Raw genomic sequence first — 20,836 nt, 5'->3', positions numbered from 1 at the left:
GCCGATGTTCAGGATGATGCGCAAACACGGTATTACCCTGGCGCTGTTCGCCGCGCTCACCACCGGCCTGACGGCCCTGGTGCATGGGCTGACCGAACCCGGCATCGCCCGCCAGGCCGTATTGCAACAACAGCAGCTATTGGATCAGGTCGTGCCGCCGGCGCTGCATGATAATGATATGCTGGCTGAATGCTATCTGGTGGTCGACGATGCCCTGGGCAACGCGCAACAGCACCGGGTCTATCTGGCGCGCAAAAACGGCAGGCCGGCGGCGGCGGCCATCGAATCCACCGCCCCGGACGGCTATTCCGGCGCCATCCAGCTCCTGGTAGGGGCCGACTTTGCCGGCAACGTGCTGGGCACTCGGGTTACCGAACACCATGAAACGCCGGGACTGGGCGATAAAATCGAGCTGCGCGTTTCCGATTGGATCACCCATTTCAGCGGGAAAAAGGTCGGCGCGGCGCAGGACAGGAACTGGGCGGTAAAGAAAGACGGCGGGCAGTTCGATCAGTTCACCGGCGCCACCATTACCCCGCGCGCCGTGGTAAACGCGGTTAAACGCACCACTGACTATTTACAAAGTATGCCGGGCGACATCGACCAGTTGCCCCGCTGTGGAGAAAACGCCGATGAGTGAAGCCGGACGCCTGATGCGCCAGGGGCTGTGGACCAATAACTCCGCCCTGGTGCAATTGTTGGGATTATGCCCCCTGCTGGCGGTGTCCAATACCGTCACCAACGCGCTGGGGCTGGGGCTGGCCACCACGCTGGTGCTGGCTTGTACCAACGGCTGGATTTCCGCTTTCCGCCGCTGGGTGCCCGCCGAGATCCGGATTCCTGTTTATGTGATGATCATTGCCGCCGTGGTGTCCATCGTGCAGATGCTGATGAATGCCTACGCCTTCGGCCTATATCAGTCTCTGGGGATATTTATTCCGTTGATCGTCACCAATTGCATCGTGGTGGGACGGGCGGAAGCCTACGCCTCCCACAATCCGGTGGCCCTGTCGCTGCTTGACGGGGCGGCCATGGGCCTGGGCGCGACCTGCGCCCTGCTGGTGCTGGGCGCCATGCGCGAGGTGCTTGGCAACGGCACGCTGTTCGACGGCGCCGACCTTCTGCTGGGCAGCTGGGCCAAAGGGCTGCGGGTGCAAGTGTTCCATTTGGACAGTCCCTTTTTGCTGGCCATGCTGCCGCCGGGCGCGTTTATCGGCCTGGGATTCATGCTGGCCGCCAAATACCTGATAGACCAGCGGATGAAGGCCCGCCAGCGGCGCGCGGCGGCGGAGCGCGTGCCAAACGCCGGACAGGCGCGGGCATAATCTGATGAATAAACTCAAACGACTGGCTATCCTGAGCCGCCTGCGCGCCAACGATCCCAACCCGACCACCGAGCTGAATTATACCTCGCCGTTCGAACTGCTGATCGCGGTGCTGTTATCGGCGCAGGCCACCGACGTCAGTGTTAATAAGGCCACCGCCAAACTGTTCCCGGTGGCCAATACTCCCGAGGCCATGCTGGCGTTGGGGGTGGACGGCATCAAGTCCTACATCAAATCCATCGGCCTGTTTAACAGTAAAGCGGAAAATATCATCAAGACCTGCCGGATGCTGATTGAGCGCCACCAGGGCCAGGTGCCGCAGGATCGGGCGGCGCTGGAAGCCTTGCCCGGCGTTGGCCGCAAAACCGCCAACGTCGTGCTCAACACCGCCTTCGGCTGGCCGACTATTGCGGTGGATACGCATATTTTCCGGGTGTGCAACCGGACGCGGTTCGCTCCCGGCAAGAACGTCGAGGAGGTAGAGCAGGCTTTACTGCGGGTGGTACCGGCGGAATTTGTCGTTAACTGCCACCATTGGCTGATCCTGCACGGCCGGTACACCTGCGTCGCCCGCAAGCCGCGCTGCGGCGCCTGCCTGATAGAAGACCTGTGCGAATACAAAGACAAGGTCTATGGCGACACCGCGTAAATATCCCGCCATCGGCCCAGGCCGGTGCCCTTAACCCGGTACACGCAGGCGCCTGTCTTCAGCACGATAAACCACTGCCTTCCCGTGGCGTTTCATGATGAAACGCCATTGCCAGGCCGCGTTCACCCGGCATCGTGCTTTTTTATTTAATTGTAACGGGATATTATTCAAGCCTTGCCTATTGAGCTGAAACCCGGAAGATCCCCCCTCAGACTAATCTTATAACAATGCAGACGGGGCGCGGGCAACGGCGTCACCCCTGCTTATTTTTGCCGCTAACGCGGTGAAAACGGCAACGAGGTATTTGTGTCTACGGCAAACCACACCGCACCACCGGAAAAAATCAGCGTCAACGCATTTAAACAGCCCAAATCGTTTTATCTTATTTTCTCCATTGAGTTATGGGAGCGCTTTGGCTATTACGGCTTACAGGTCATCCTGGCCGTCTACCTGGTCAAGATGCTCGGCATGTCCGAAGGACAGTCCATCACGCTGTTCGCCTCGTTCAGCGCACTGGTGTACGGTTTTGTCGCCATCGGCGGCTGGCTGGGCGACAAGGTGCTGGGGACCAAGCGCGTGATCGTCATCGGCGCGCTGGTGCTGGCGGTGGGCTATACCATGGTCGCCTATTCCAGCCATGCCGTCGCCTGGGTGTACCTGGGCATGGCGACCATCGCGGTCGGCAGCGGGTTGTTCAAGGCGAATCCGTCTTCGCTGCTCTCGACCTGCTACCGTAAAGACGATCCGCGCCTGGACGGCGCCTTCACCATGTATTATATGGCGATCAATATCGGCTCGTTTGTCTCCACCCTGGCGACGCCGTGGCTGGCGATCCGTTTTGGCTGGGGGGTCGCGTTTTCGCTCAGCGTGGTGGGGATGTTGATCACGCTGGTGAATTTCCTCGTCTGCCGCAGCTGGGTGCGTGATTACGGCTCCAAGCCGGATTTCGCCCCGCTGCAATGGGGACGGCTGGCGGCCGTTATCGCCGGCATCGCCGCTGCCATCGCCCTGTCGAGCTGGCTGCTGCATCACCAGACCATCGCCCGCTGGGTACTGGGCCTGATTTCCGTGGGGATCATCCTGGTGTTCGCCAGGGAGACCTTCGCCCTGCATGGCGCGGCGCGCCGGCGGATGCTGGTGGCCTTTTTAATGATGATGGAAGCAGTGGTGTTTTTTGTGCTTTACAGCCAGATGCCGACGTCGCTGAATTTTTTCGCCATCCACAATGTGGGGCACAGCCTGTTCGGCTGGTCGTTCCAGCCGGAACAGTTCCAGGCCCTGAATCCGTTCTGGATCATGCTGGCCAGTCCGCTGTTGGCGGCATTGTACAACGCCATGGGCGATCGTCTGCCGATGCCGTTTAAATTCGCCGCCGGCATGGTGCTGTGCTCGCTGGCCTTTTTTGTCCTGCCGCTGGGCGCCCGTTTTGCCAATGACGCCGGTATCGTCTCCATGAACTGGCTCATTCTCAGTTATGCCCTGCAAAGCATCGGCGAGCTGATGATTTCCGGCCTGGGCCTGGCCATGGTGGCGCAGCTGGTGCCGCAACGGCTGATGGGTTTCATCATGGGCGCCTGGTTCCTGACCACCGCCGCCGCCGCGCTTATCGCCGGCTACGTCGCCAACCTGATGGCCGTGCCCGCCGACGTGACCGACGCCCGGCTTTCGCTGGCGGTCTATGGCCACGTGTTTATGCAAATCGGTATCGTCACCGCCGTGATCGCGCTGCTGATGCTGGTATTCGCCCCACGGCTTAACCACATGTCGCGCCCGGACGACGTTCCCGCCGCCGCCCCGCCCCACAGCCCACTGACGGACGATACCCCCGCCATCGTTGGCTAATCCCTATCGTATTATCGTTATCATCATGTTCCGCCATAGGGCGAAGCATGATGATATTTTTTTGTCCCATCCCTGCCAAGACGCTATCTTGCCGCCATGGTTAAACGTATCCTGTCATGATGAAATATCCTGCGATATCACACCGCGCCCATCCCGTTAAGGAGTGCCCCATGAAACTTTTTTATAAGCCCGGCGCCAGCTCGCTGACCGTGCATATCGCCCTGCGTGAGGCGGGAGTGGACTTTACGATAGAAAAAGTGGATTTGGCCAATCTCAAAACCGAACACGGCGAAGATTACCGGGCGATAAATCCCAAGGGACAGGTGCCGGCCCTGCTGCTCGATGACGGCACCGTGCTCACTGAAGTGGTGGCCATCGTCCAATATCTGGCGGATTTGGTGCCGGATCGCCATTTGATCCCGCGGGCGGGCACCTTGTCCCGCTATCAGGCGATGGAATGGCTCAATTACGTGGCCAGTGAAATGCATAAAAGCCTTGGCCCGTTGCTGCAGCCCGATATGCCAGAGGATTACAAAAGCCTGCTGCGCCAGCAGCTGGACGCCAAATTGCTTTATCTGGATCGGGAGTTGGCCGATGGCGATTACCTGCTCGGCACCCGCTTCACGGTGGCCGACGCCTATCTGTTCACCATGCTGACCTGGGCGCAGGCCCTGAAGTTTGATTTACCGGCGACGCCGGCGGTGGCGCGGTATTTTAAACGGGTGGCGGCGCGTCCCACGGTGGACGCGGCGCTGGCGGCGGAAGGGCTGAAATAGCGTTCACGGCGGCATGACGCCGCCGGTAAAGATGACTAACCCTATTTGATCTCTTTGGCGGGAAAGTGATGCTGCGGCAAGGCTATCTGATCCTGCGCCGCCACCACCTGCAGCTCATACTCATTCATCTCTTTGGTCAGTTTCATGACCTCGTACACCGCGGCGGTAACATGCTCCAGCGCCTTGACGGGCGACAGCCCCTTCAGCAGGTTGACCAGCAGCAGGCCGCTGGTTAAATCACCGACGCCCACCGGCTGGCGATCGCCAAAATCCACCAGCGGACGGCTGGTATGCCAGGCATGCTCCTTGCTCACCAGCAGCATTTCAAAATTGTTTTTATCATAGCCGGCATAGCTGAGGTATTTTACCAGCACCAGCTTCGGTCCCTGGGCGCACAGTTCGCGGGCGGTGGCGATGGCTTCATCGATATTATTGACCGCATGGCCGCTGAGCTGCTCCAGCTCAAGCAAATTGGGCGCGATGATATCGGCGTTCGGCAGGCCGCGCTTGCAATGAAATTCCGCCACCCCGGGAGCCACGATACACCCTTTTTCCGGATGGCCCATTACCGGGTCAAGGAAATACCAGGCGTCGGGATTGGCTGCTTTTACCTGGCGCACAATCTCCAGGATATGTTCGCCCTGCTCGGGCGCCCCGATATAACCGCTCAGCACCGCGTCGCAGTTTTTCAACTGGTCCACGGCGGCAATACCTTTCACGATTTCGGTTAAGTGCGCGGCGGGCATCACGCAACCGGTCCAGTGACCGTACTGGGTATGATTGGAAAACTGGACGGTATTAAGCGGCCAAACGTTGACCCCCATGCGGCGCATGGGAAACACCGACGCGCTATTACCCGCATGCCCGAACACCACATGGGACTGGATAGACAGAATATTCTTCATTACGTTGCCTTAAAGCCCTTGGCCTGGCGGCCGCATCGACACAAAGCAGGAGGCCGGCGGCCTCCTGTAGCAGTTATAAAAATCATTCCCAGCGGATCAGGCAGTAGTTTTTCTTGCCGCGGCGCAGCAAGGTATAACGCCCATACAAGCGATCGGCGGCGCTGAAGACATACTCCGCCGAAGATTGTTTTTCGCCATTCACCGCGATGGCATTAGAGCCGATCAGGGTTCTGGCCTGGCCCCGGGACGGCACCAGTCCCGCATCCACCAGCGCCTGCTGCAGATCCGCGCCGTCGCTCAGGGCGATGGTGGGCATGCCGTCCTGCGCCAGTTGCGCCAGATCGTTGGCCGTCAGGGCCTGCAGTGAGCCGGAAAACAGGCTGTCGGTAATCCGCACCGCCGCCGCCAGCCCGGCTTCGCCGTGCACCATCCGGGTCACCGCCTGCGCCAAGACATACTGCGCGCGCGGCGCGCCGTCGGTGTTGCGGTCTTCCTCTTCCAGGGCGTTAATCTCTTCCATGGGCATAAAGGTGAAGAACTTCAGGAAGCGGTAGACATCCGCGTCGGCGGTGTTAATCCAGAACTGATAGAATTTATACGGGCTGGTCTTGGCGGGATCCAGCCATATCGCCCCGCCTTCGGTCTTGCCGAATTTGGTGCCGTCCGCTTTGGTGATAAGCGGCACGGTCAAGCCGTAAACCTGCTTCTGGTTCATGCGCCGGGTCAGGTCGATGCCGGAGGTAATATTACCCCACTGATCCGACCCGCCGATCTGCAGCTCGACGCCGTATTGCTTGTTCAGCGACGTGAAGTCATACCCCTGCAGCAGGTTGTAGGAGAATTCGGTAAAGGAGATGCCGCTGTCGTCGCGGTTAAGCCGCTGCTTGACCGCTTCCTTGTTGATCATCTGGTTAACCGAGAAATGCTTGCCGATGTCACGCAGGAAGGTCAACACATTCATGCTGCCGAACCAGTCGTAGTTGTTGGCGGCCACGGCGCTGTTTTCGCCGCAGTCAAAATCCAGAAACGGTGACACCTGGCGCTTGATTTTATCCACCCATTCCTGCACCGTTTCGGCGGTATTTAATTTACGTTCAACGGCCTTGAAACTCGGATCGCCGATAAGTCCCGTGGCACCGCCCACCAGCGCCACGGGACGGTGGCCGGCCAGTTGAAAACGCTTCAGGCACAATAGTGGCACCAGATGTCCCAAGTGCAAGCTATCGGCGGTCGGATCGAAACCGCAATACAGTGACAGCGGCCCCTGAGCCAGGCGCTCGGACAGCGCGGCCTCATCCGTGACCTGGGCAATCAGGCCCCGCTCTTGCAATTGTTGTATCAGGTTGCTGCTTGCCATCAAAAAACTCCATTATTGCTGTAAGTATCGGTGCCCAGGCACCCTAAAGTCATGTGCCGGCGGCGTCAGGGCGCCAGACGGTCTATCGCCCATCCCTCATCCCGGCGCTGGTAGATAAACCGGTCATGGAGCCGGTGCTCGCCACCCTGCCAGAATTCCATTGTATCAATATTCACCCGGTATCCCCCCCAAAAACTGGGCAACGGCACTTCACCCTGCTGAAATTTCTGCTTTAACTCGAGAAATTTGCTTTCCAACACCCCGCGCGCGGATATCCGGCTGGATTGACGGGAAACCCAGGCACCGATTTGGCTGTCTTTGGGCCGGCTGTGAAAATATTTCATCACTTCCACCAGCGACAATCGCTCGGCGCGTCCCAGCACCATGACCTGGCGTTCGAGCGCATGCCAGGGAAAATGCAGGCTGATGCGGGAGTTATGCGCCAGGTGCCCGGCCTTGCGGCTGCCGAGGTTGGTGTAAAACACCATGCCGCGGCTGTCGAAATGCTTGAGCAGCACCATGCGCTGATAGGGCTGGCCGTATTCATCCACCGTCGCCGCGCACATCGCGGTGGGGTCGGGAAGCTGCGCCTCGCAGGCCTGTTGCAGCCAGCGCTCAAACAGAGTCAGCGGTTCAGACGTCAGATCCGCGCGCCGCAAGCCCCCGCGGGTATATTCGCGGCGCAAAGCGGCGATATCGATTTTTTGTTCAGTCATAGTGATATTCTGCGTCGGGCCAGGGCGTTATTGTGCGCCGCGTGGCTAAAAATCTCAATCATTTAGCACCGTTCAACCGGCGATAATACAGTCGTTTATGATGACTTTACCTTCGCGTTCGACAAACGCGTTCGGGCCTTTCGACCAGAACGTATAGTGCCCATCGCTATAGCGCGTCCCGGAGGCGGACATCACCTGCGGCAGGTTAAGCTGTTTGCCGTCGAGAATAAAACTGACCTGCGCCGGTTCCGTGCGTTGGCGTACCGTCAGCGGCGTGGTGCCGCATTGATAACGCAGCGTTTGCTCGCCCGGGCCGCGATTGAACTGGCTACAGGCGGTAACGGTAATCACACAGGCAAATATAATAAGCCGATTAATCATAGTTTCCCCTTGGTTTACGCCGCCGTCATGCGGCGGGATAGGTCGTCCGGGCCGCGCGTCGTGCCGCGGCTCCTGGCCACCTTAATCAACCCGGCCGCGCCGCTGAAGCGGACCTGTCTGAAAAGCGCGGCGGCGGGGACGCAAACCTTTATACCGGATAAATGGCCCCCAGCAGCGTTTCCCTGCTGGCGCCGGTAACCGACGGCAGATTGCCCGGCAAACCCGATAAAGTGCGAAAGGCCAGCCAGGCAAAGGCCAGGGCTTCCATATCATCGCCGCTCACGCCGTATTTATCGGTGGAACTGACCTCCATACCGGGCAACAGCGCGGACAGCCGGGCCATCAGCAGCGGATTGCGCGCCCCGCCGCCGCAGACCAGAAGACGTTCGCAGCCGCCCGATAGCAGCACTTGTTCCGCAATGCTCATGGCCGTTAATTCCAGCAGCGTCGCCTGCACATCCCGCGGCGGTATCGGCACGAAATGGGTGAGCTGATACGTCAGCCAGCCAAGGTTAAAATATTCCCTGCCGGTGCTTTTCGGCGCCGGCTGGGCAAAATAACCGTCCGCCAGCAACTGCTGCAGCAGGCCCTGGTGCACCTTGCCCCCCAGGGCCCACACCGCATCCTTATCGTAAGGAACGGCCTGGTGGCGCCAGGCCCAGGCATCCATCAGGATATTGCCGGGACCGGTGTCGTAGCCGCGGATCGGTTGGCCGGGCAGCAATAACGACAGATTGGCAATGCCGCCGATATTGAGCACCATGCGCCGCTCGCCGGGATGCGCCAGCAACGCGTGGTGGAAACCGGGCACCAACGGCGCGCCCTGGCCGCCGAACGCCATATCGCGGCGGCGGAAATCCCCCACGGTGGTAATGCCGGTCAGGGCGGCGATGCGATTATTGTCGCCGATTTGCATCGTGCAGGGCGCCTCGGCGTCCGGCTGATGCCAGACGGTTTGTCCATGGTTGCCGATGGCGGTGATCTCGTGCGCCGCCACGCCGGCGCTCTCTAGCATGGCCAGCACCGCCTCGCTGAAAAGTATGCCCAGGCGGGTATCCAATTGCCCCACCTGTGACAAGGTCACGGATTGTCCCTGGCATATGGCCAGAATTTGGTGTTTGAGCTCCTGTGGTATGGGATGCCCGTAACTGTATTGCTGCGCCACGGTATGCTCGTCGATGGCGGCAAGCACCACATCCACGCCGTCAAGGCTGGTTCCGGACATTACGCCTACATAGCGACCTGTTCTCATTGGCCTGCCCTTTTCCTTCGCAAAAATTTCATTTATCGATTCCGGATGTCTACGTTAAACAGGTTTGATGAATCAGGCTATGAAAAGCCGTCAAATTTTGGAAGTTGTTACAATAAAATAACCTGGCGGGCAAAAGCTTAGCGTTAAAATCATTGCTATAATTAAGAAAAGAGGTCTGTTGATTCATTGTTTATGAATTCTACAATATTATCGACTACAGTAGGCTATCGAAGTAGCGCCTGGAAACAGATACTATTGACGATTGCAACAACATTGGCATTTGTTCTGTCTCGGTTTGCCTTGACGAACGGCGTATAACAGGAGTTTTTCAATGATGAAACGTTTGCTCGTGGTCACCCTGGCTGGATTGACGCTGGCGGGCTGTGCCAGCAACAACAGTCTTTCCGGTGATGTCTATTCCGCCAATGAGGCTAAACAGGTACAAAGCGTGACGTACGGTACGCTGGTAGGCGTAAGGCCGGTACAAATCCAGGGCGGAGAGGATTCAAACGTTATCGGCGCCATCGGCGGCGCGGTCTTGGGCGGGTTCCTCGGCAATACCCTCGGCGGCGGCACCGGCCGCAACCTGGCTACGGCCGCCGGCGCGGTGGCGGGCGGCGTGGCGGGCCAGGGCGTCACCAGCGCCGCCAGCCGTTCGCAGGGCGTGGAACTTGAAGTGCGCAAAGACGACGGCAATACTATCATGGTGGTGCAAAAACAAGGAAATACGCGGTTCAGCGTAGGACAACGCGTGGCTATCGCCAGCAACGGGCGCAACGTGACGGTTTCTCCGCGTTAATTACCGCCCCGCCGCCGCATAACGCGGCGGCGCAAGCGAAAGACCTTGGCATAAAAAAACCGGCGCTATTTGCCGGTTTTTTATAGAGAACATGTCGTTGAACCACGCTATGTCAGGACTTATTATAAAGCTCGAGGATATTCTTCTCCAGCCGTGCAATCATATTACTCAGAAAATGAATCTCCTGCTCTGAAATACCCGTCAGGATTTCATCCCGGGTACTATTGATGACATGGTTCACTTCTTTGATGATGGGCTCTGCGGACTCCGTCAATTTAATACGTTTCGCCCGCCGATCGTTCGCACAGGTATGGCGAGTGATCAGCTTTTTCTCTTCAAGCTGATCAAGCGTTCGAACCAATGAGGGCTGCTCAATGCCGATAGCCTTTGCCAACTGAATTTGCGACTGCTCCGGCGGAAGCTGGCAGATATTATGCAACGTGATCCAATGCGTTTGTGTCAGTTCTAGCGGTTTTAAGCGATGGTCAATCAAAGCGCGCCAAACACGAACAAGTCGCGCCAAATCAGATCCTAATGGCGATTCCAATTCTCTCTCCTTATAATTAAGCTGATTAAGCTTGTTCCCTGGATTCCCATCCATTCTAATGGGTGGAATGGCAAATTACAAATATATATATATATGAATAAGGTTGAAGTTAAGTTGAGCTAGATGTAATACCCATGTTGTTCCTTTGAAATATGGGACAGCACCGCTGAGCGCATTACTCCTTGCCGGTCGTCAGCCTTGACGAGGGTTGCGGCCCTTCATTGCGTAAAACTTTCCGCTTAGTATAGGGTAAGCGTTGGAAACCTCATATAATCCGTCCCTGGCACTGGTTGCCCCGGCATTCTCACATCAACGCCTATAGTATGCCAAGCGGATTATTCATGACTGTATCACTATTATTGTCATTCATCGTGATTTATTGTTAATTTAAGTTAAATGAAGACATAACAAATATCATTATGTCATGTATTCGGTCTAATAATGTAATAACAATATATAAATAACAAGTTATTAGCGTGCATATTAATAATTAACTATGAGTGCCGGGGTTGTGATAATCGCCATCCCGACGTTCAAGATACTCAGTGGAATAAGGTTGCACGCCTGCGGGGTGTTAAAAAAGCGAGGGCTGTTCCGGACCTGCGGGTTCTGCGGGCGTGCTCTTGCCGGCCCGCAGCTGGCGCAGGTAGCGTTGATGACATAGCCGCAGCACTTCGCGCTTTTGGCCGTCGTTCATCGTGATCCAGTCGAAACGTTCCTGGCGGGAGCGCAGGCAGCCACGGCAAAAGCCACGGTCATCGGATTGGCAGACCCCGCGGCAAGGACTGGTTATGATGAAAAACTCAAGCTGTTCCGGCACGTGCCCTCCTGTTTAACTTTTATTGAAGACGTTATTTCACCGGCTGGCAAGCTTATGACGGCAAAAATCGCTTGCCCGGGGGAAATCGCGCGGTTCTCCGGCCGCCAGGGCAAGCAAGGCAGGAGTATTTCTCCTCCACCGCACCGAAGGTCTGGGATATACTGTTAAACCACGATCTCACCAAAGGCGATGGATAAACCGTCGTCATTGTCTATAGAGGATATCATGCGCCTGCTTCATACCATGCTCCGCGTCACCGATTTACAGCAATCAATTGATTTTTATACAAATATACTGGGGATGCGCCTACTGCGCACCAGCGAAAATACGGAGTACAAATACACCCTGGCCTTTGTCGGCTACACCGAGGAGACGGAAGGCGCGGTGATTGAATTGACCTATAACTGGGGCGTTGATAGCTACGAGCTGGGTACCGCCTACGGCCATATCGCGCTCGGGGTTGACGATGTGGCCGCTACCTGCGACCGCATTCGCCAGGCCGGCGGCAAGGTGACCCGCGAAGCGGGACCGGTCAAGGGCGGCACGACGGTTATCGCTTTTATCGAAGATCCCGATGGTTATAAAATCGAGCTGATTGAACAAAAACATGCCGGCAAGGGCCTGGGCAAATAAAGTACCAGCCCGACCCCGCCAAATCCGCTCTCCTGGGGAGAAGGGAGCGGATTCGCCATGCATCCGGCGCTAAAATTTGCCATAATGCGGGCTGTTTTCCTTAAAAATTAAGAACAGGCATGGCTGAACTTGATGATGTAAATACCCTTCGCGGCCGTTTTCGCGGCTTTTATCCAGTGGTAATCGATATTGAATCCGCGGGCTTTAACGCCGCAACCGACGCCTTGCTCGAAATCGCCGCCGTCACCCTCAACATGGACGATGAAGGCTGGCTGGTCACCGACCAATGCCTGCATTTCCATGTCGAGCCTTTTCCCGGCGCGCAACTGCAGCCGGAAGCCCTGGCCTTTAACGGTATCGACCCGACCAACCCGCTGCGCGGCGCGGTGAGCGAGTACGAGGCGCTGCATGAAATTTTCAAAATGGTGCGCAAAGGCATTAAGGATCGGGGCTGCAACCGCGCGATTATCGTCGCGCACAATGCCGGATTCGACCACGGATTTCTTATGGCGGCGGCCGGACGGGCGGCATTAAAGCGTAATCCTTTCCATCCGTTTGCCACCTTCGACACCGCTGCTCTCAGCGGGCTGGTGCTGGGCCAGACGGTGTTGGCCAAAGCCTGCGCGGCCGGAGGCATCGAATTTGACGCCGGCCAGGCGCATTCCGCGCTCTATGACACCGAACGCACCGCTGAATTATTTTGTGAGCTGGTTAATCGCTGGAAACGTCTCGGCGGCTGGCCTGTTCCCCCCGTCGGCGAGCCTGCCGCCGGCGAGCACGCCTAGCCGATGCTTGCGTCCGGCGGTTAAAAACTCCCGCCGCAAGGGGCGGGGGTTATCCGCAGGCGTCCCGGGGAACTCAGGAAGGGGTCTGGTTTTCCTGGGAGTTGTATTTTACCGCGGTCTCTTTGATCAACGGTTGCAACTCGCCGTGCTGATACATTTCGATAATGATATCGCAGCCGCCGACCAGTTCGCCATCCACCCACAGCTGTGGGAAGGTCGGCCAGTTGGCGAATTTCGGCAACTCGGCGCGAATATCGGGATTTTGCAGGACATCCACATACGCGAAACGCTCACCACAGGCGGAAAGCGCCTGTACTGCCTGTGCGGAAAAACCACAGCCGGGCAATTTTGGCGAGCCTTTCATATAAAGAAGAATCGGGTTCTCAGCTATCTGCTGCTGAATTTTTTCAATCGTCGTCATTGTCTCGCTTCCTCAAGCCAGCATCTGGCCTTATCTGCACTGTGCGGGATTACACGCAGTCTCTTCATTTTAGCCACTACCGGCTAAACAAATAAACGTTTTTTTGCCGGCCCGCGCGGTAAAGGCGCGTCAATTCACTCCCGGCCCGCCCACGTAGGACAGGCAATACTATCACTGTAGCGGCTTTTACCCCCTGCCGCCGAACAAAACGGGCTGAAACATTCGGTGCACACCCTCAAAATATGTTGAATAAAGCGCCGCTGAACGCTGTTAAATGCAGCAAAATCGAACTTATTCACGTTTATACACAATAAGTAGTGAATTGATGATGCAATGACGAGGTAAATAGCTTAAATTCCTGTGAGGTGTTGATAACCCCCTATTTTGGGCCACATAAGGATAGCGTTTATCATGCGTTTATGCTTTACGCTTTTTGTGTTGCTTTTTACCCAGTTGTTTTTGAACCTGGCACATGCCGCGCCGAGCGCCGGCGTCAATGCCGATCAGCGCAAATCCCAGGCAGCGGCGGCAAAAACCGGCGACCGGCGCAAACGCAAACCGGTAAAAATAGCCAAGAAAAGCAAACCTGTCGCCAGCGCGCCCGCCGTCAGTGAAAAAGCCAGCATTAAAAAATCGCCGGAACCGGCGCATGAAAAAGCCGGCGTTAAACGGCCTTTGGAACCCGCGGTGGCGAAAACCGGCGCGAAGAAAAGCAAAACGTCCCCTCTTGCCAAGGCATCAAAAACCACGGCGACGAAAAAAATAGCCTCCTTCACTCCGCCGAAAAAAGGCTATAAAAAAGGTTACGGCCGGCACCGGATGATAAAAGATCAGGCGGCGGTAGAACTGGTGGCCAACGATCAGCCGATAAAGATGAGCGAGAGCCATAAGAAACGCTACCAGACCGCCAAGCTTACCGCCATGAATAAACTCCTCTCCCAAATGGGCAAGCCTTACCGTTGGGGCGGCATGTCGCCTAATACCGGCTTTGACTGCAGCGGCCTGATTTATTATGCCTACAAGGATGTGGTACGCATCCATATGCCGCGCACCGCCAACGAAATGTACCACCTGCGCGACGCAGCGCCGGTTAAGAAAGACGAGCTGGAAAGCGGCGACCTGGTCTTTTTCCATATTTCCAATCGCGGCGCGGCGGATCACGTCGGCGTCTATCTTGGCAATGGTCGCTTTATCCAGTCGCCCCGCACCGGCAGCGATATCCGTATCAGCTATCTGAGTGAGGATTATTGGCAGGATCATTACGTGGGCGCCCGCCGGGTGGTCACGCCGAAAAATATCCGCTGAAGGCGCGCCGGAAAAAAAAGAGGAGCCAAGGCTCCTCTTTTTTATATCTGAACCGAGAGGGTGTCAGTTCATGACGGCGGTAAAGCTGAAGACAATAATCACCAGCAGCGAGAACACCGTGGTCAGTAACGACATTTTTAAATCGCTGTCCATTCTATCTCCTTAACGTAAACCAGGGCGCCGGCCTTATCCACCGGCCCGCAGAGCAGTTATCGTCAGTTTGCCATAACAGCGATGAAAAAGCTTGCTCCCAACCTGTAGCCGCCACATTTAACACTTTCACTTTGGCGCGGGATGAACGAAAATTAGCGGTTAATTCCACAGCGTCGGAAAGTGCTTGCGCCTTCGACAGACATTATTCCAGCCAGGGCGTACGGGAGTATCAAAGGCATGGCAACCATTAAAGATGTGGCAAAACGCGCTAATGTATCGACAACCACCGTTTCGCATGTGATCAATAAAACCCGTTTTGTTGCGCAAGACACTCAAATTGCCGTGCTGGACGCCATTAAACAACTGCATTATTCACCCAGCGCCGTGGCGCGCAGCCTGAAGGTCAATCGCACCAAGTCCATCGGCCTGCTCGCCAGCACCAGCGAGGCGCCCTATTTCGCCGAAATTATCGAGGCGATTGAGCACCATTGCTTTGCTCGCGGTTATACCCTGATATTGTGCAATTCGCACAATGATCTCGAAAAACAGCGCGCCTATCTGGCGATGCTGGCGCAAAAGCGCGTCGACGGCCTGCTGGTGATGTGCGCCGAGTATCCCGAAACGCTGCTGGATATGCTTGAGGAATATCAGCATATCCCCATGGTGGTCATGGATTGGGGTGAGGCCCGCCGTGATTTTACCGACACCATTATCGATAACGCCTTTGCCGGCGGTTATATGGCGACGCAATATTTGCTTAAACGCGGCCATCGCGCCATCGGCGCCATTCCCGGACAGCTGGCGCGCAACACCGGCGGCGGCCGCCACCGCGGCTATCTGCATGCCATGGCGGAGGCCGGCATCCCGTTAAACGACCGCTGGATTGTGCAAGGCAATTTCGAGCCTGAATCCGGCTACCTGGCGATGAAACAAATCCTGGCGCAAACGCCGCGTCCCACCGCGGTCTTCTGCGGCGGCGACATTATGGCCATGGGCGCACTGTGCGCCATTAATGAAATGGGCCTGAGCGTACCTGAGGATATTTCTATCATCGGCTACGACAACGTGCGCAATTCGTGCTTTTTCAGCCCGGCGCTGACCACCATCCATCAGCCTAAAGAGGATTTGGGCGAGGCGGCGCTTACCATGCTGCTCGATAGGATTACCAGCAAACGCGAGAACGCCAAAACCATCGAAGTCCATCCGTCGCTGATTGAACGCCGTTCGGTCGCAGACGGTCCCTTCCCCGCTTAAGGCCACGCGCCAGGCCCGGGCAACGGGCTGGCGCCTCCAGGGTCTGTTGCTATGTAAAGCGCCGTCCGCCTCGGACACAAGATTTTTCATATAATGATCTCTGTGCAAAGAGTTATTGTTTCAGCGAGAAATCATTAAGTTATAATGGGAAATACATTAGCGCGTTAGCTATTGTCTAAATTAAAATGCAGGCTTATACTCAATATCGTTAACAATTATAACGAGTTGTCTAATAAATTTGTATAAAAGTATGTCGTGTTTTCCAACATGACATCACCCTTTTATAAAGCGCCCGGCTAAGTCGCAGTCTAAGGTTTACTTTATATTCCTCTGTTGATGGTGATACTTCAGACACCACGGATAACCGTGGATTCTTATAAAGCCCGCAGGCATGGTGAGTGCTTTTCCTGACGGGGCACTGCAGAAGAAAGGTGATGGAGAAGCTATGAGTTCCTCGTGCGTTGAAGACCTGAGCTTTCATGATAATGATTGGTACCGTATCGTCCATGAATTGCTCTCTGAAGCCGGTATTGAACTCAATGGTTCAAGACCATTTGATATCCGAATCAAGAATCCGGGATTTTTTAAGCGCGTATTGCAGGATGGATCTTTGGGATTGGGCGAGAGTTACATGGATGGCTGGTGGGAGTGTGAGCGGCTGGACATTTTTTTCCAGCGTGTTCTCAGGGCGGGTCTGGAGAATAAACTTCCGCATCATTTAAAAGATACCTTACGCATTGCCGCCGCCCGGCTGATGAACCTCCAGTCGCGAAAGAGGGCCTGGATCGTGGGCAAAGAACATTACGATTTGGGTAACGATCTGTTTGAAAAGATGCTCGATCCCTATATGCAATATTCCTGCGGCTACTGGAAACAGGCGACCACCCTCGAGGAAGCCCAGCAGGATAAGCTGAAGATGATTTGCGAAAAACTGCAGCTGCGACCCGGCCTGACGCTGCTGGACGTGGGCTGCGGCTGGGGCGGGCTTGCCGCCTACGCGGCCAGGAATTATGGCGTATCGGTACAGGGCGTCACTATCTCTGCCGAGCAGCAAAAGCTGGCGCAAACGCGCTGCGAGGGACTGGATGTCACCATTTTGCTGCAGGACTATCGCGATCTGGATATGCAATTTGACCGTATTGTTTCAGTCGGCATGTTCGAACACGTAGGCCCCAAGAATTACGCCACCTATTTCGACGTTATCGATCGCAACCTGAAACGCGACGGTCTGTTCCTGCTGCACACCATCGGCTCGAATATCACCGATATGAATGTCGACCCGTGGATAAATAAGTATATTTTTCCCAACGGCTGCCTGCCGTCGGTACAGCAGATAGCCCATGCCAGCGAAAAGCATTTTGTTATGGAAGACTGGCATAACTTCGGCTCTGATTACGACAAAACGCTCATAGCCTGGTATGAACGTTTTGTCGCCGCCTGGCCGGCGCTGTCCAACAAATACTCCGACCGTTTTTACCGTATGTTCAGTTATTACCTGAATGCCTGCGCGGGGGCATTCCGCGCGCGCAATATCCATTTATGGCAGGTATTATTCAGCCCGGAAGGCGTGGATGGCGGTATTCGCGTACCCCGTTAATACCATGGCACGCCAGGCCCTTTAACACCGCACTCAAGACAGGCGTGGTAAAGGGAGAGCGCGCCGATGGGGGCGATGCGGCCATCTCCTGGCCGCCAGAGCGCCCCATGGCACGCCTGGCCCGCCAACACCGCACTCAAGGCAGGCGTGTTAAAGGGAGAGCGCGCCGATGGGGTCGAAGCGGCCATCTCCTGGCCGCCAGAGTGCCCCATGGCACGCTAGGCCCGCCAACACCGCACTCAAGACAGGCGTGTTAAAGGGTATTTAACGTCGCGGCAATCGCCGCTTCCCGCTGCGCCAGCACACGCTCCACCGTATCCACCACCGCCTGGGTCTGGGGATCGATTTCAATATTGATCCGCTGCCCCAGCCTTTTTTTACCCAACGTGGTGCGCATCAGGGTTTCCGGTATTAAATGCACGCAAAATTTATCGGCCGCCACCTCGCCGATAGTCAGGCTGATGCCGTCGATGCCGATATATCCTTTATACAGGACATATTTCATCAGCGCTTTGTCCGGCATTCTGAACCAAATCTGCCGATTATTTTCCGACGTCACGATTTTCACAATCTCGGCAGTGCACATGATATGCCCGGACATCACATGTCCGCCGATCTCGGCGTTAAAGGTGGCGGCGCGTTCTACGTTCACCTCATCCCCCACCTGCAGATCGCCCAGATTGGTCACCCGCAGCGTCTCTTTCATCAAATCAAACGCCACCACGTCGCCGTTAATGCCGCTTACCGTCAGGCAACAGCCGTTGTGCGCCACGGAGGCGCCCTCCTCCAGACCGGACAACATCGCCGCCGGCAGGGAAACGAAATGCGTGCGAAAATTCGCTTTTTCTTCAATTGCCACAATGGGCGCGGTGCCCTGAACAATACCCGTAAACATAACCTTGGCCTCTGTAAACCACCGCTGGAATCAGTCAGGCTAGTGTGCACGATTTCCCCAGGAAATCCAAATCCGCCGCCGCACGGATTTGTGTCGTCCCGCACTGGTATAACCGGACAAATGCTTTACACTATGCCGCAGATTTTTAACCTTTATGTTAACTTTCGCCTGCTTATTCCATACACATAAAACCATAGGTGCCTACGTGCAGAAGTACTTCCTGGAAGCGCGTACATTAATGTCCTTGGCCATACCGGTTATTTTCGCGCAAATAGCCCAAACGTCGATGGGCGTGGTCGATACCATCATGTCCGGCTCCGTCAGCGCGACGGATATGGCGGCGGTTGCCGTCGGCACGTCCATCTGGCTGCCCACCATCCTGTTCGGCCACGGTCTGATCCTGGCCCTCACGCCGGTTATCGCGCAGTTGAACGGGTCCGGGCGGCGCGAACGTATCGCCCATCAGGTACGCCAGGGATTCTGGCTGGCGGCGGCCGCGGCGATTTTGGTTATGGCGGTGCTGTATAACTGCCGCCTGGTCATCGAGAGAATGCGCCATGTCGATCCCGTGCTGGCGCAAAAAGCTGTCGCCTACCTGCATTACCTGCTGTGGGGCGCGCCCGGCTATTTGTTTTTCCAGGTGCTGCGTTGCCAATGCGACGGTCTGTCCAAAACCAAGCCCGGTATGGCGATAGGTTTTCTCGGCCTGCTTGCCAACGTGCCTATCAATTACATTTTCATCTACGGCAAATTCGGCATCCCGGCCATGGGCGGCGTGGGGTGCGGCATCGCCACCGCATCCGTCTACTGGCTCATGTATGTGGTGATGTGGCTTTATATGCGCCGGGCCGGCAGCTTTCAGGATTTGCATCTGCCGGGCGGGTTTTCCCGGCCCGACTGGACGGCGCTGCGCCGGCTGGCCGGCCTGGGTTTACCCGTCGCCCTGTCGCTGTTCTTTGAAGTTACCCTGTTCGCCGTGGTTGCGCTGTTGGTGACGCCGCTTGGCATCGTCGCGGTGGCGGGACATCAAATAGCCTTGAACTTCAGCTCCCTGATGTTCGTGCTGCCGCTGTCGATGGGCGTCGCTGCCACGATCCGCGTCGGATTCCGCCTGGGGCAAAATGATGTGGAACAAGCGCGGGTCGCCGCCTGGACCAGCCTGGGCATGGGCGTTATGCTGGCCTGCGTGACCGCGGTATGCACTTTCCTGTACCGGGTGGAAATCGCCCGGCTGTATAACGATACGCCGGCGGTGGTGGCGATGGCCTCCCATCTGATGGCGCTGGCGGCCATCTACCAGATCTCCGATTCGATCCAGGTGATTGGCAACGGCGTACTGCGCGGATACAAAGACACCCGTTCGATTTTTTTCATTACGTTTACCGCCTACTGGTTGCTGGGCCTGCCGTGCGGATATGTGCTGGCGCTGACGGATTATGTCGTGCCGGCCATGGGGCCGAGCGGTTTCTGGACAGGCTTTATCATCGGCCTGACGTCGGCGGCACTGCTGATGACGCTGCGTATGCTTTGGCTGCAGCGCCAGCCCTCACGGCTGATTCTCAATCGGGCGGCGCGCTGACGGCGCCCTGGCGGTTAAAAAACCGGCACGCTGTGTATTAGATGGGCAGTTGTCGGTCGCGGGCGGTAAAAAACGCTTTTTCCTCTTGCATGCGGTGATATTGCCCGTTAATATTCGTCCCGCTGTCAGGCAGATGGCGATGTGTAAAATGCGTTCTTAGCTCAGCTGGTTAGAGCACCACCTTGACATGGTGGGGGTCGATGGTTCGAGTCCATTAGAACGCACCACTTCTTGTGCGTCCGTAGCTCAGCTGGTTAGAGCACCACCTTGACATGGTGGGGGTCGGTGGTTCGAGTCCACTCGGACGCACCATATTATTTTCCTCCCTGGTCTGTACCCCGCTGGTGAACGCAGTTACCTGCATTTTCTTCTTTTTTTTTCTCTCCGTTACGTCAACCTAAAAGCGGCCGGCAAAACAAACATCCGGGATCCCGTGGTGTTAATCCCTCATGGCGTTATTGTTATCTGTTGCTGGTATTTACGTCCATTGTTGCGCACCGGTTACCGATTTTATTGTGCATCTGCGCAACACTTGATACTAAAAATTTGCATATTTACCACAAATGCACTCTTTTTCACGGCTTACGCATTATTTGTGCTGTTTTTATCTTGTTTCCGCCGGCCCAATAACTATAATACAAAACGTTATTTCAATTGAATGGCTTAAGCCCCGTTGATTTGCCAAATACTAATTAAAACAGACTTATCCACTACCGCTTGCCGGCACGTTCGGCCAGATAATTTAGCTATATTTTCATCATTTTCTCACTTTTGTCTCCTATCCTTGAACATGGGGAACAGGCTCGCAAGGCTGCACAATTTTTCGTCGTCGATATTCACCGGCG

General features: G+C 56.1%; 22 protein-coding genes and 2 tRNA genes. 14 read left to right on the top strand and 10 right to left on the bottom strand.

All coding sequences use genetic code 11. The annotated features are described in order from the left end of the window. Positions 1-4: 4 nt before the first annotated feature. The 5 genes from rsxG (at position 5) to gstA (ending at position 4,592) form a co-directional block, all read left to right on the top strand. Complete coding sequence (gene rsxG / locus ABUK12_RS03865; RefSeq protein ID WP_410015039.1) at positions 5-640, top strand: electron transport complex subunit RsxG; 636 nt, start codon at positions 5-7, stop codon at positions 638-640. After that, complete coding sequence (locus ABUK12_RS03860; protein WP_410015038.1) at positions 633-1,325, top strand: electron transport complex subunit E; 693 nt, start codon at positions 633-635, stop codon at positions 1,323-1,325. The genes rsxG and ABUK12_RS03860 overlap by 8 nt, the downstream gene beginning before the upstream one ends. A gap of 4 nt (positions 1,326-1,329) precedes the next feature. Next, the gene (gene nth, locus ABUK12_RS03855) at positions 1,330-1,974 is read left to right on the top strand and encodes an endonuclease III (RefSeq protein WP_410015037.1); all 645 of its coding nucleotides are present in this window, start codon (positions 1,330-1,332) and stop codon (positions 1,972-1,974) included. A gap of 306 nt (positions 1,975-2,280) precedes the next feature. After that, on the top strand, positions 2,281-3,816 hold the full coding sequence (gene dtpA, locus ABUK12_RS03850; RefSeq protein ID WP_410015036.1) for a dipeptide/tripeptide permease DtpA: 1,536 nt from the start codon (positions 2,281-2,283) through the stop codon (positions 3,814-3,816). A 170-nt stretch (positions 3,817-3,986) separates the two neighbouring features. Further along, positions 3,987-4,592: a glutathione transferase GstA gene (gene gstA / locus ABUK12_RS03845; RefSeq protein ID WP_410015035.1), complete on the top strand. Its 606-nt coding sequence runs from the start codon at positions 3,987-3,989 to the stop codon at positions 4,590-4,592. A 41-nt stretch (positions 4,593-4,633) separates the two neighbouring features. On the opposite strand, the gene pdxY is transcribed toward gstA, so the two are convergent. The 5 genes from pdxY to anmK form a co-directional block, all read right to left on the bottom strand. Further along, on the bottom strand, positions 4,634-5,497 hold the full coding sequence (pdxY, locus tag ABUK12_RS03840) for a pyridoxal kinase PdxY (protein ID WP_410015034.1): 864 nt from the start codon (positions 5,495-5,497) through the stop codon (positions 4,634-4,636). 82 nt (positions 5,498-5,579) lie between these two features. After that, positions 5,580-6,854 (bottom strand): tyrosine--tRNA ligase, encoded by a 1,275-nt coding sequence (gene tyrS, locus ABUK12_RS03835; protein ID WP_410015033.1) that lies wholly within the window; start codon positions 6,852-6,854, stop codon positions 5,580-5,582. 65 nt (positions 6,855-6,919) lie between these two features. Then, a complete protein-coding gene (gene pdxH / locus ABUK12_RS03830) occupies positions 6,920-7,570 on the bottom strand; it encodes a pyridoxamine 5'-phosphate oxidase (RefSeq protein ID WP_410015032.1) in 651 nt (216 codons plus the stop codon). A 72-nt stretch (positions 7,571-7,642) separates the two neighbouring features. Beyond that, a complete protein-coding gene (locus ABUK12_RS03825; RefSeq protein ID WP_410015031.1) occupies positions 7,643-7,951 on the bottom strand; it encodes an MliC family protein in 309 nt (102 codons plus the stop codon). Positions 7,952-8,099: 148 nt separating this feature from the next. Continuing rightward, complete coding sequence (gene anmK, locus ABUK12_RS03820) at positions 8,100-9,203, bottom strand: anhydro-N-acetylmuramic acid kinase (RefSeq protein ID WP_410015030.1); 1,104 nt, start codon at positions 9,201-9,203, stop codon at positions 8,100-8,102. A 331-nt stretch (positions 9,204-9,534) separates the two neighbouring features. Here anmK and slyB point away from each other — a divergent pair, with 331 nt between their 5' ends. Continuing rightward, positions 9,535-10,002, top strand: a complete 468-nt coding sequence (gene slyB / locus ABUK12_RS03815) for an outer membrane lipoprotein SlyB (protein WP_410015029.1) — start codon at positions 9,535-9,537, stop codon at positions 10,000-10,002. A 112-nt stretch (positions 10,003-10,114) separates the two neighbouring features. Here slyB and slyA read toward each other — a convergent pair whose 3' ends face one another. Both slyA and ABUK12_RS03805 read right to left on the bottom strand, forming a co-directional pair. Then, positions 10,115-10,549 (bottom strand): transcriptional regulator SlyA, encoded by a 435-nt coding sequence (slyA, locus tag ABUK12_RS03810; protein WP_162365814.1) that lies wholly within the window; start codon positions 10,547-10,549, stop codon positions 10,115-10,117. A 574-nt stretch (positions 10,550-11,123) separates the two neighbouring features. Then, positions 11,124-11,369: a DUF1289 domain-containing protein gene (locus tag ABUK12_RS03805; RefSeq protein ID WP_410015028.1), complete on the bottom strand. Its 246-nt coding sequence runs from the start codon at positions 11,367-11,369 to the stop codon at positions 11,124-11,126. A 225-nt stretch (positions 11,370-11,594) separates the two neighbouring features. Here ABUK12_RS03805 and gloA point away from each other — a divergent pair, with 225 nt between their 5' ends. Further along, a complete protein-coding gene (gene gloA / locus ABUK12_RS03800) occupies positions 11,595-12,002 on the top strand; it encodes a lactoylglutathione lyase (RefSeq protein WP_410015027.1) in 408 nt (135 codons plus the stop codon). A 119-nt stretch (positions 12,003-12,121) separates the two neighbouring features. Further along, positions 12,122-12,787, top strand: a complete 666-nt coding sequence (rnt, locus tag ABUK12_RS03795) for a ribonuclease T (protein ID WP_410015026.1) — start codon at positions 12,122-12,124, stop codon at positions 12,785-12,787. A 73-nt stretch (positions 12,788-12,860) separates the two neighbouring features. On the opposite strand, the gene ABUK12_RS03790 is transcribed toward rnt, so the two are convergent. Continuing rightward, positions 12,861-13,208: a Grx4 family monothiol glutaredoxin gene (locus ABUK12_RS03790; protein ID WP_410015025.1), complete on the bottom strand. Its 348-nt coding sequence runs from the start codon at positions 13,206-13,208 to the stop codon at positions 12,861-12,863. A 411-nt stretch (positions 13,209-13,619) separates the two neighbouring features. Here ABUK12_RS03790 and ABUK12_RS03785 point away from each other — a divergent pair, with 411 nt between their 5' ends. Next, entirely contained in the window at positions 13,620-14,513 is an 894-nt protein-coding gene (locus tag ABUK12_RS03785) for an NlpC/P60 family protein (RefSeq protein ID WP_410015024.1), read from the top strand. Positions 14,514-14,576: 63 nt separating this feature from the next. Here ABUK12_RS03785 and ABUK12_RS03780 read toward each other — a convergent pair whose 3' ends face one another. Continuing rightward, the gene (locus ABUK12_RS03780; RefSeq protein ID WP_162365808.1) at positions 14,577-14,666 is read right to left on the bottom strand and encodes a YnhF family membrane protein; all 90 of its coding nucleotides are present in this window, start codon (positions 14,664-14,666) and stop codon (positions 14,577-14,579) included. A gap of 237 nt (positions 14,667-14,903) precedes the next feature. On the opposite strand from ABUK12_RS03780, the gene purR reads away from it, so the two are divergent. Both purR and cfa read left to right on the top strand, forming a co-directional pair. Beyond that, the gene (purR, locus tag ABUK12_RS03775) at positions 14,904-15,920 is read left to right on the top strand and encodes an HTH-type transcriptional repressor PurR (RefSeq protein ID WP_410015023.1); all 1,017 of its coding nucleotides are present in this window, start codon (positions 14,904-14,906) and stop codon (positions 15,918-15,920) included. A 445-nt stretch (positions 15,921-16,365) separates the two neighbouring features. Next, positions 16,366-17,517, top strand: a complete 1,152-nt coding sequence (gene cfa, locus ABUK12_RS03770) for a cyclopropane fatty acyl phospholipid synthase (RefSeq protein ID WP_410015022.1) — start codon at positions 16,366-16,368, stop codon at positions 17,515-17,517. 253 nt (positions 17,518-17,770) lie between these two features. Here the strand turns inward: cfa and ABUK12_RS03765 are convergent, their stop codons facing one another. Beyond that, a complete protein-coding gene (locus tag ABUK12_RS03765) occupies positions 17,771-18,412 on the bottom strand; it encodes a riboflavin synthase subunit alpha (RefSeq protein WP_410015021.1) in 642 nt (213 codons plus the stop codon). 205 nt (positions 18,413-18,617) lie between these two features. Between ABUK12_RS03765 and ABUK12_RS03760 the strand changes: the two genes are divergently transcribed. From ABUK12_RS03760 to ABUK12_RS03750, 3 genes are all read left to right on the top strand, one after another. Continuing rightward, the gene (locus tag ABUK12_RS03760) at positions 18,618-19,991 is read left to right on the top strand and encodes an MATE family efflux transporter (protein WP_410015020.1); all 1,374 of its coding nucleotides are present in this window, start codon (positions 18,618-18,620) and stop codon (positions 19,989-19,991) included. A 150-nt stretch (positions 19,992-20,141) separates the two neighbouring features. Then, positions 20,142-20,218 (top strand) — tRNA-Val (locus tag ABUK12_RS03755). Between the two features lie 8 nt (positions 20,219-20,226). Then, positions 20,227-20,303 (top strand) — tRNA-Val (locus ABUK12_RS03750). The last annotated feature ends 533 nt before the right edge of the window (positions 20,304-20,836 follow it).

This window comes from Sodalis sp. C49 (assembly GCF_046352915.1).
Lineage (GTDB): Bacteria > Pseudomonadota > Gammaproteobacteria > Enterobacterales > Enterobacteriaceae > Acerihabitans.
The sequence above is the reverse complement of the archived record's forward strand: the minus strand, read 5'-3'. Positions and strand labels throughout refer to the sequence as shown.

Excerpts from the sequence above, each read along its gene's own strand:
- rnt (WP_410015026.1), top strand. The coding sequence starts at position 12,122 with ATGGCTGAACTTGATGATGTAAATACCCTTCGCGGCCGTTTTCGCGGC.
- cfa (WP_410015022.1), top strand. The coding sequence starts at position 16,366 with ATGAGTTCCTCGTGCGTTGAAGACCTGAGCTTTCATGATAATGATTGG.
- ABUK12_RS03785 (WP_410015024.1), top strand. The coding sequence starts at position 13,620 with ATGCGTTTATGCTTTACGCTTTTTGTGTTGCTTTTTACCCAGTTGTTT.
- ABUK12_RS03765 (WP_410015021.1), bottom strand. The coding sequence starts at position 18,412 with ATGTTTACGGGTATTGTTCAGGGCACCGCGCCCATTGTGGCAATTGAA.
- tyrS (WP_410015033.1), bottom strand. The coding sequence starts at position 6,854 with ATGGCAAGCAGCAACCTGATACAACAATTGCAAGAGCGGGGCCTGATT.
- purR (WP_410015023.1), top strand. The coding sequence starts at position 14,904 with ATGGCAACCATTAAAGATGTGGCAAAACGCGCTAATGTATCGACAACC.
- ABUK12_RS03825 (WP_410015031.1), bottom strand. The coding sequence starts at position 7,951 with ATGATTAATCGGCTTATTATATTTGCCTGTGTGATTACCGTTACCGCC.
- rsxG (WP_410015039.1), top strand. The coding sequence starts at position 5 with ATGTTCAGGATGATGCGCAAACACGGTATTACCCTGGCGCTGTTCGCC.
- ABUK12_RS03860 (WP_410015038.1), top strand. The coding sequence starts at position 633 with ATGAGTGAAGCCGGACGCCTGATGCGCCAGGGGCTGTGGACCAATAAC.
- anmK (WP_410015030.1), bottom strand. The coding sequence starts at position 9,203 with ATGAGAACAGGTCGCTATGTAGGCGTAATGTCCGGAACCAGCCTTGAC.
- ABUK12_RS03790 (WP_410015025.1), bottom strand. The coding sequence starts at position 13,208 with ATGACGACGATTGAAAAAATTCAGCAGCAGATAGCTGAGAACCCGATT.
- pdxH (WP_410015032.1), bottom strand. The coding sequence starts at position 7,570 with ATGACTGAACAAAAAATCGATATCGCCGCTTTGCGCCGCGAATATACC.
- nth (WP_410015037.1), top strand. The coding sequence starts at position 1,330 with ATGAATAAACTCAAACGACTGGCTATCCTGAGCCGCCTGCGCGCCAAC.
- gloA (WP_410015027.1), top strand. The coding sequence starts at position 11,595 with ATGCGCCTGCTTCATACCATGCTCCGCGTCACCGATTTACAGCAATCA.
- slyB (WP_410015029.1), top strand. The coding sequence starts at position 9,535 with ATGATGAAACGTTTGCTCGTGGTCACCCTGGCTGGATTGACGCTGGCG.
- ABUK12_RS03780 (WP_162365808.1), bottom strand. The coding sequence starts at position 14,666 with ATGGACAGCGATTTAAAAATGTCGTTACTGACCACGGTGTTCTCGCTG.
- gstA (WP_410015035.1), top strand. The coding sequence starts at position 3,987 with ATGAAACTTTTTTATAAGCCCGGCGCCAGCTCGCTGACCGTGCATATC.
- pdxY (WP_410015034.1), bottom strand. The coding sequence starts at position 5,497 with ATGAAGAATATTCTGTCTATCCAGTCCCATGTGGTGTTCGGGCATGCG.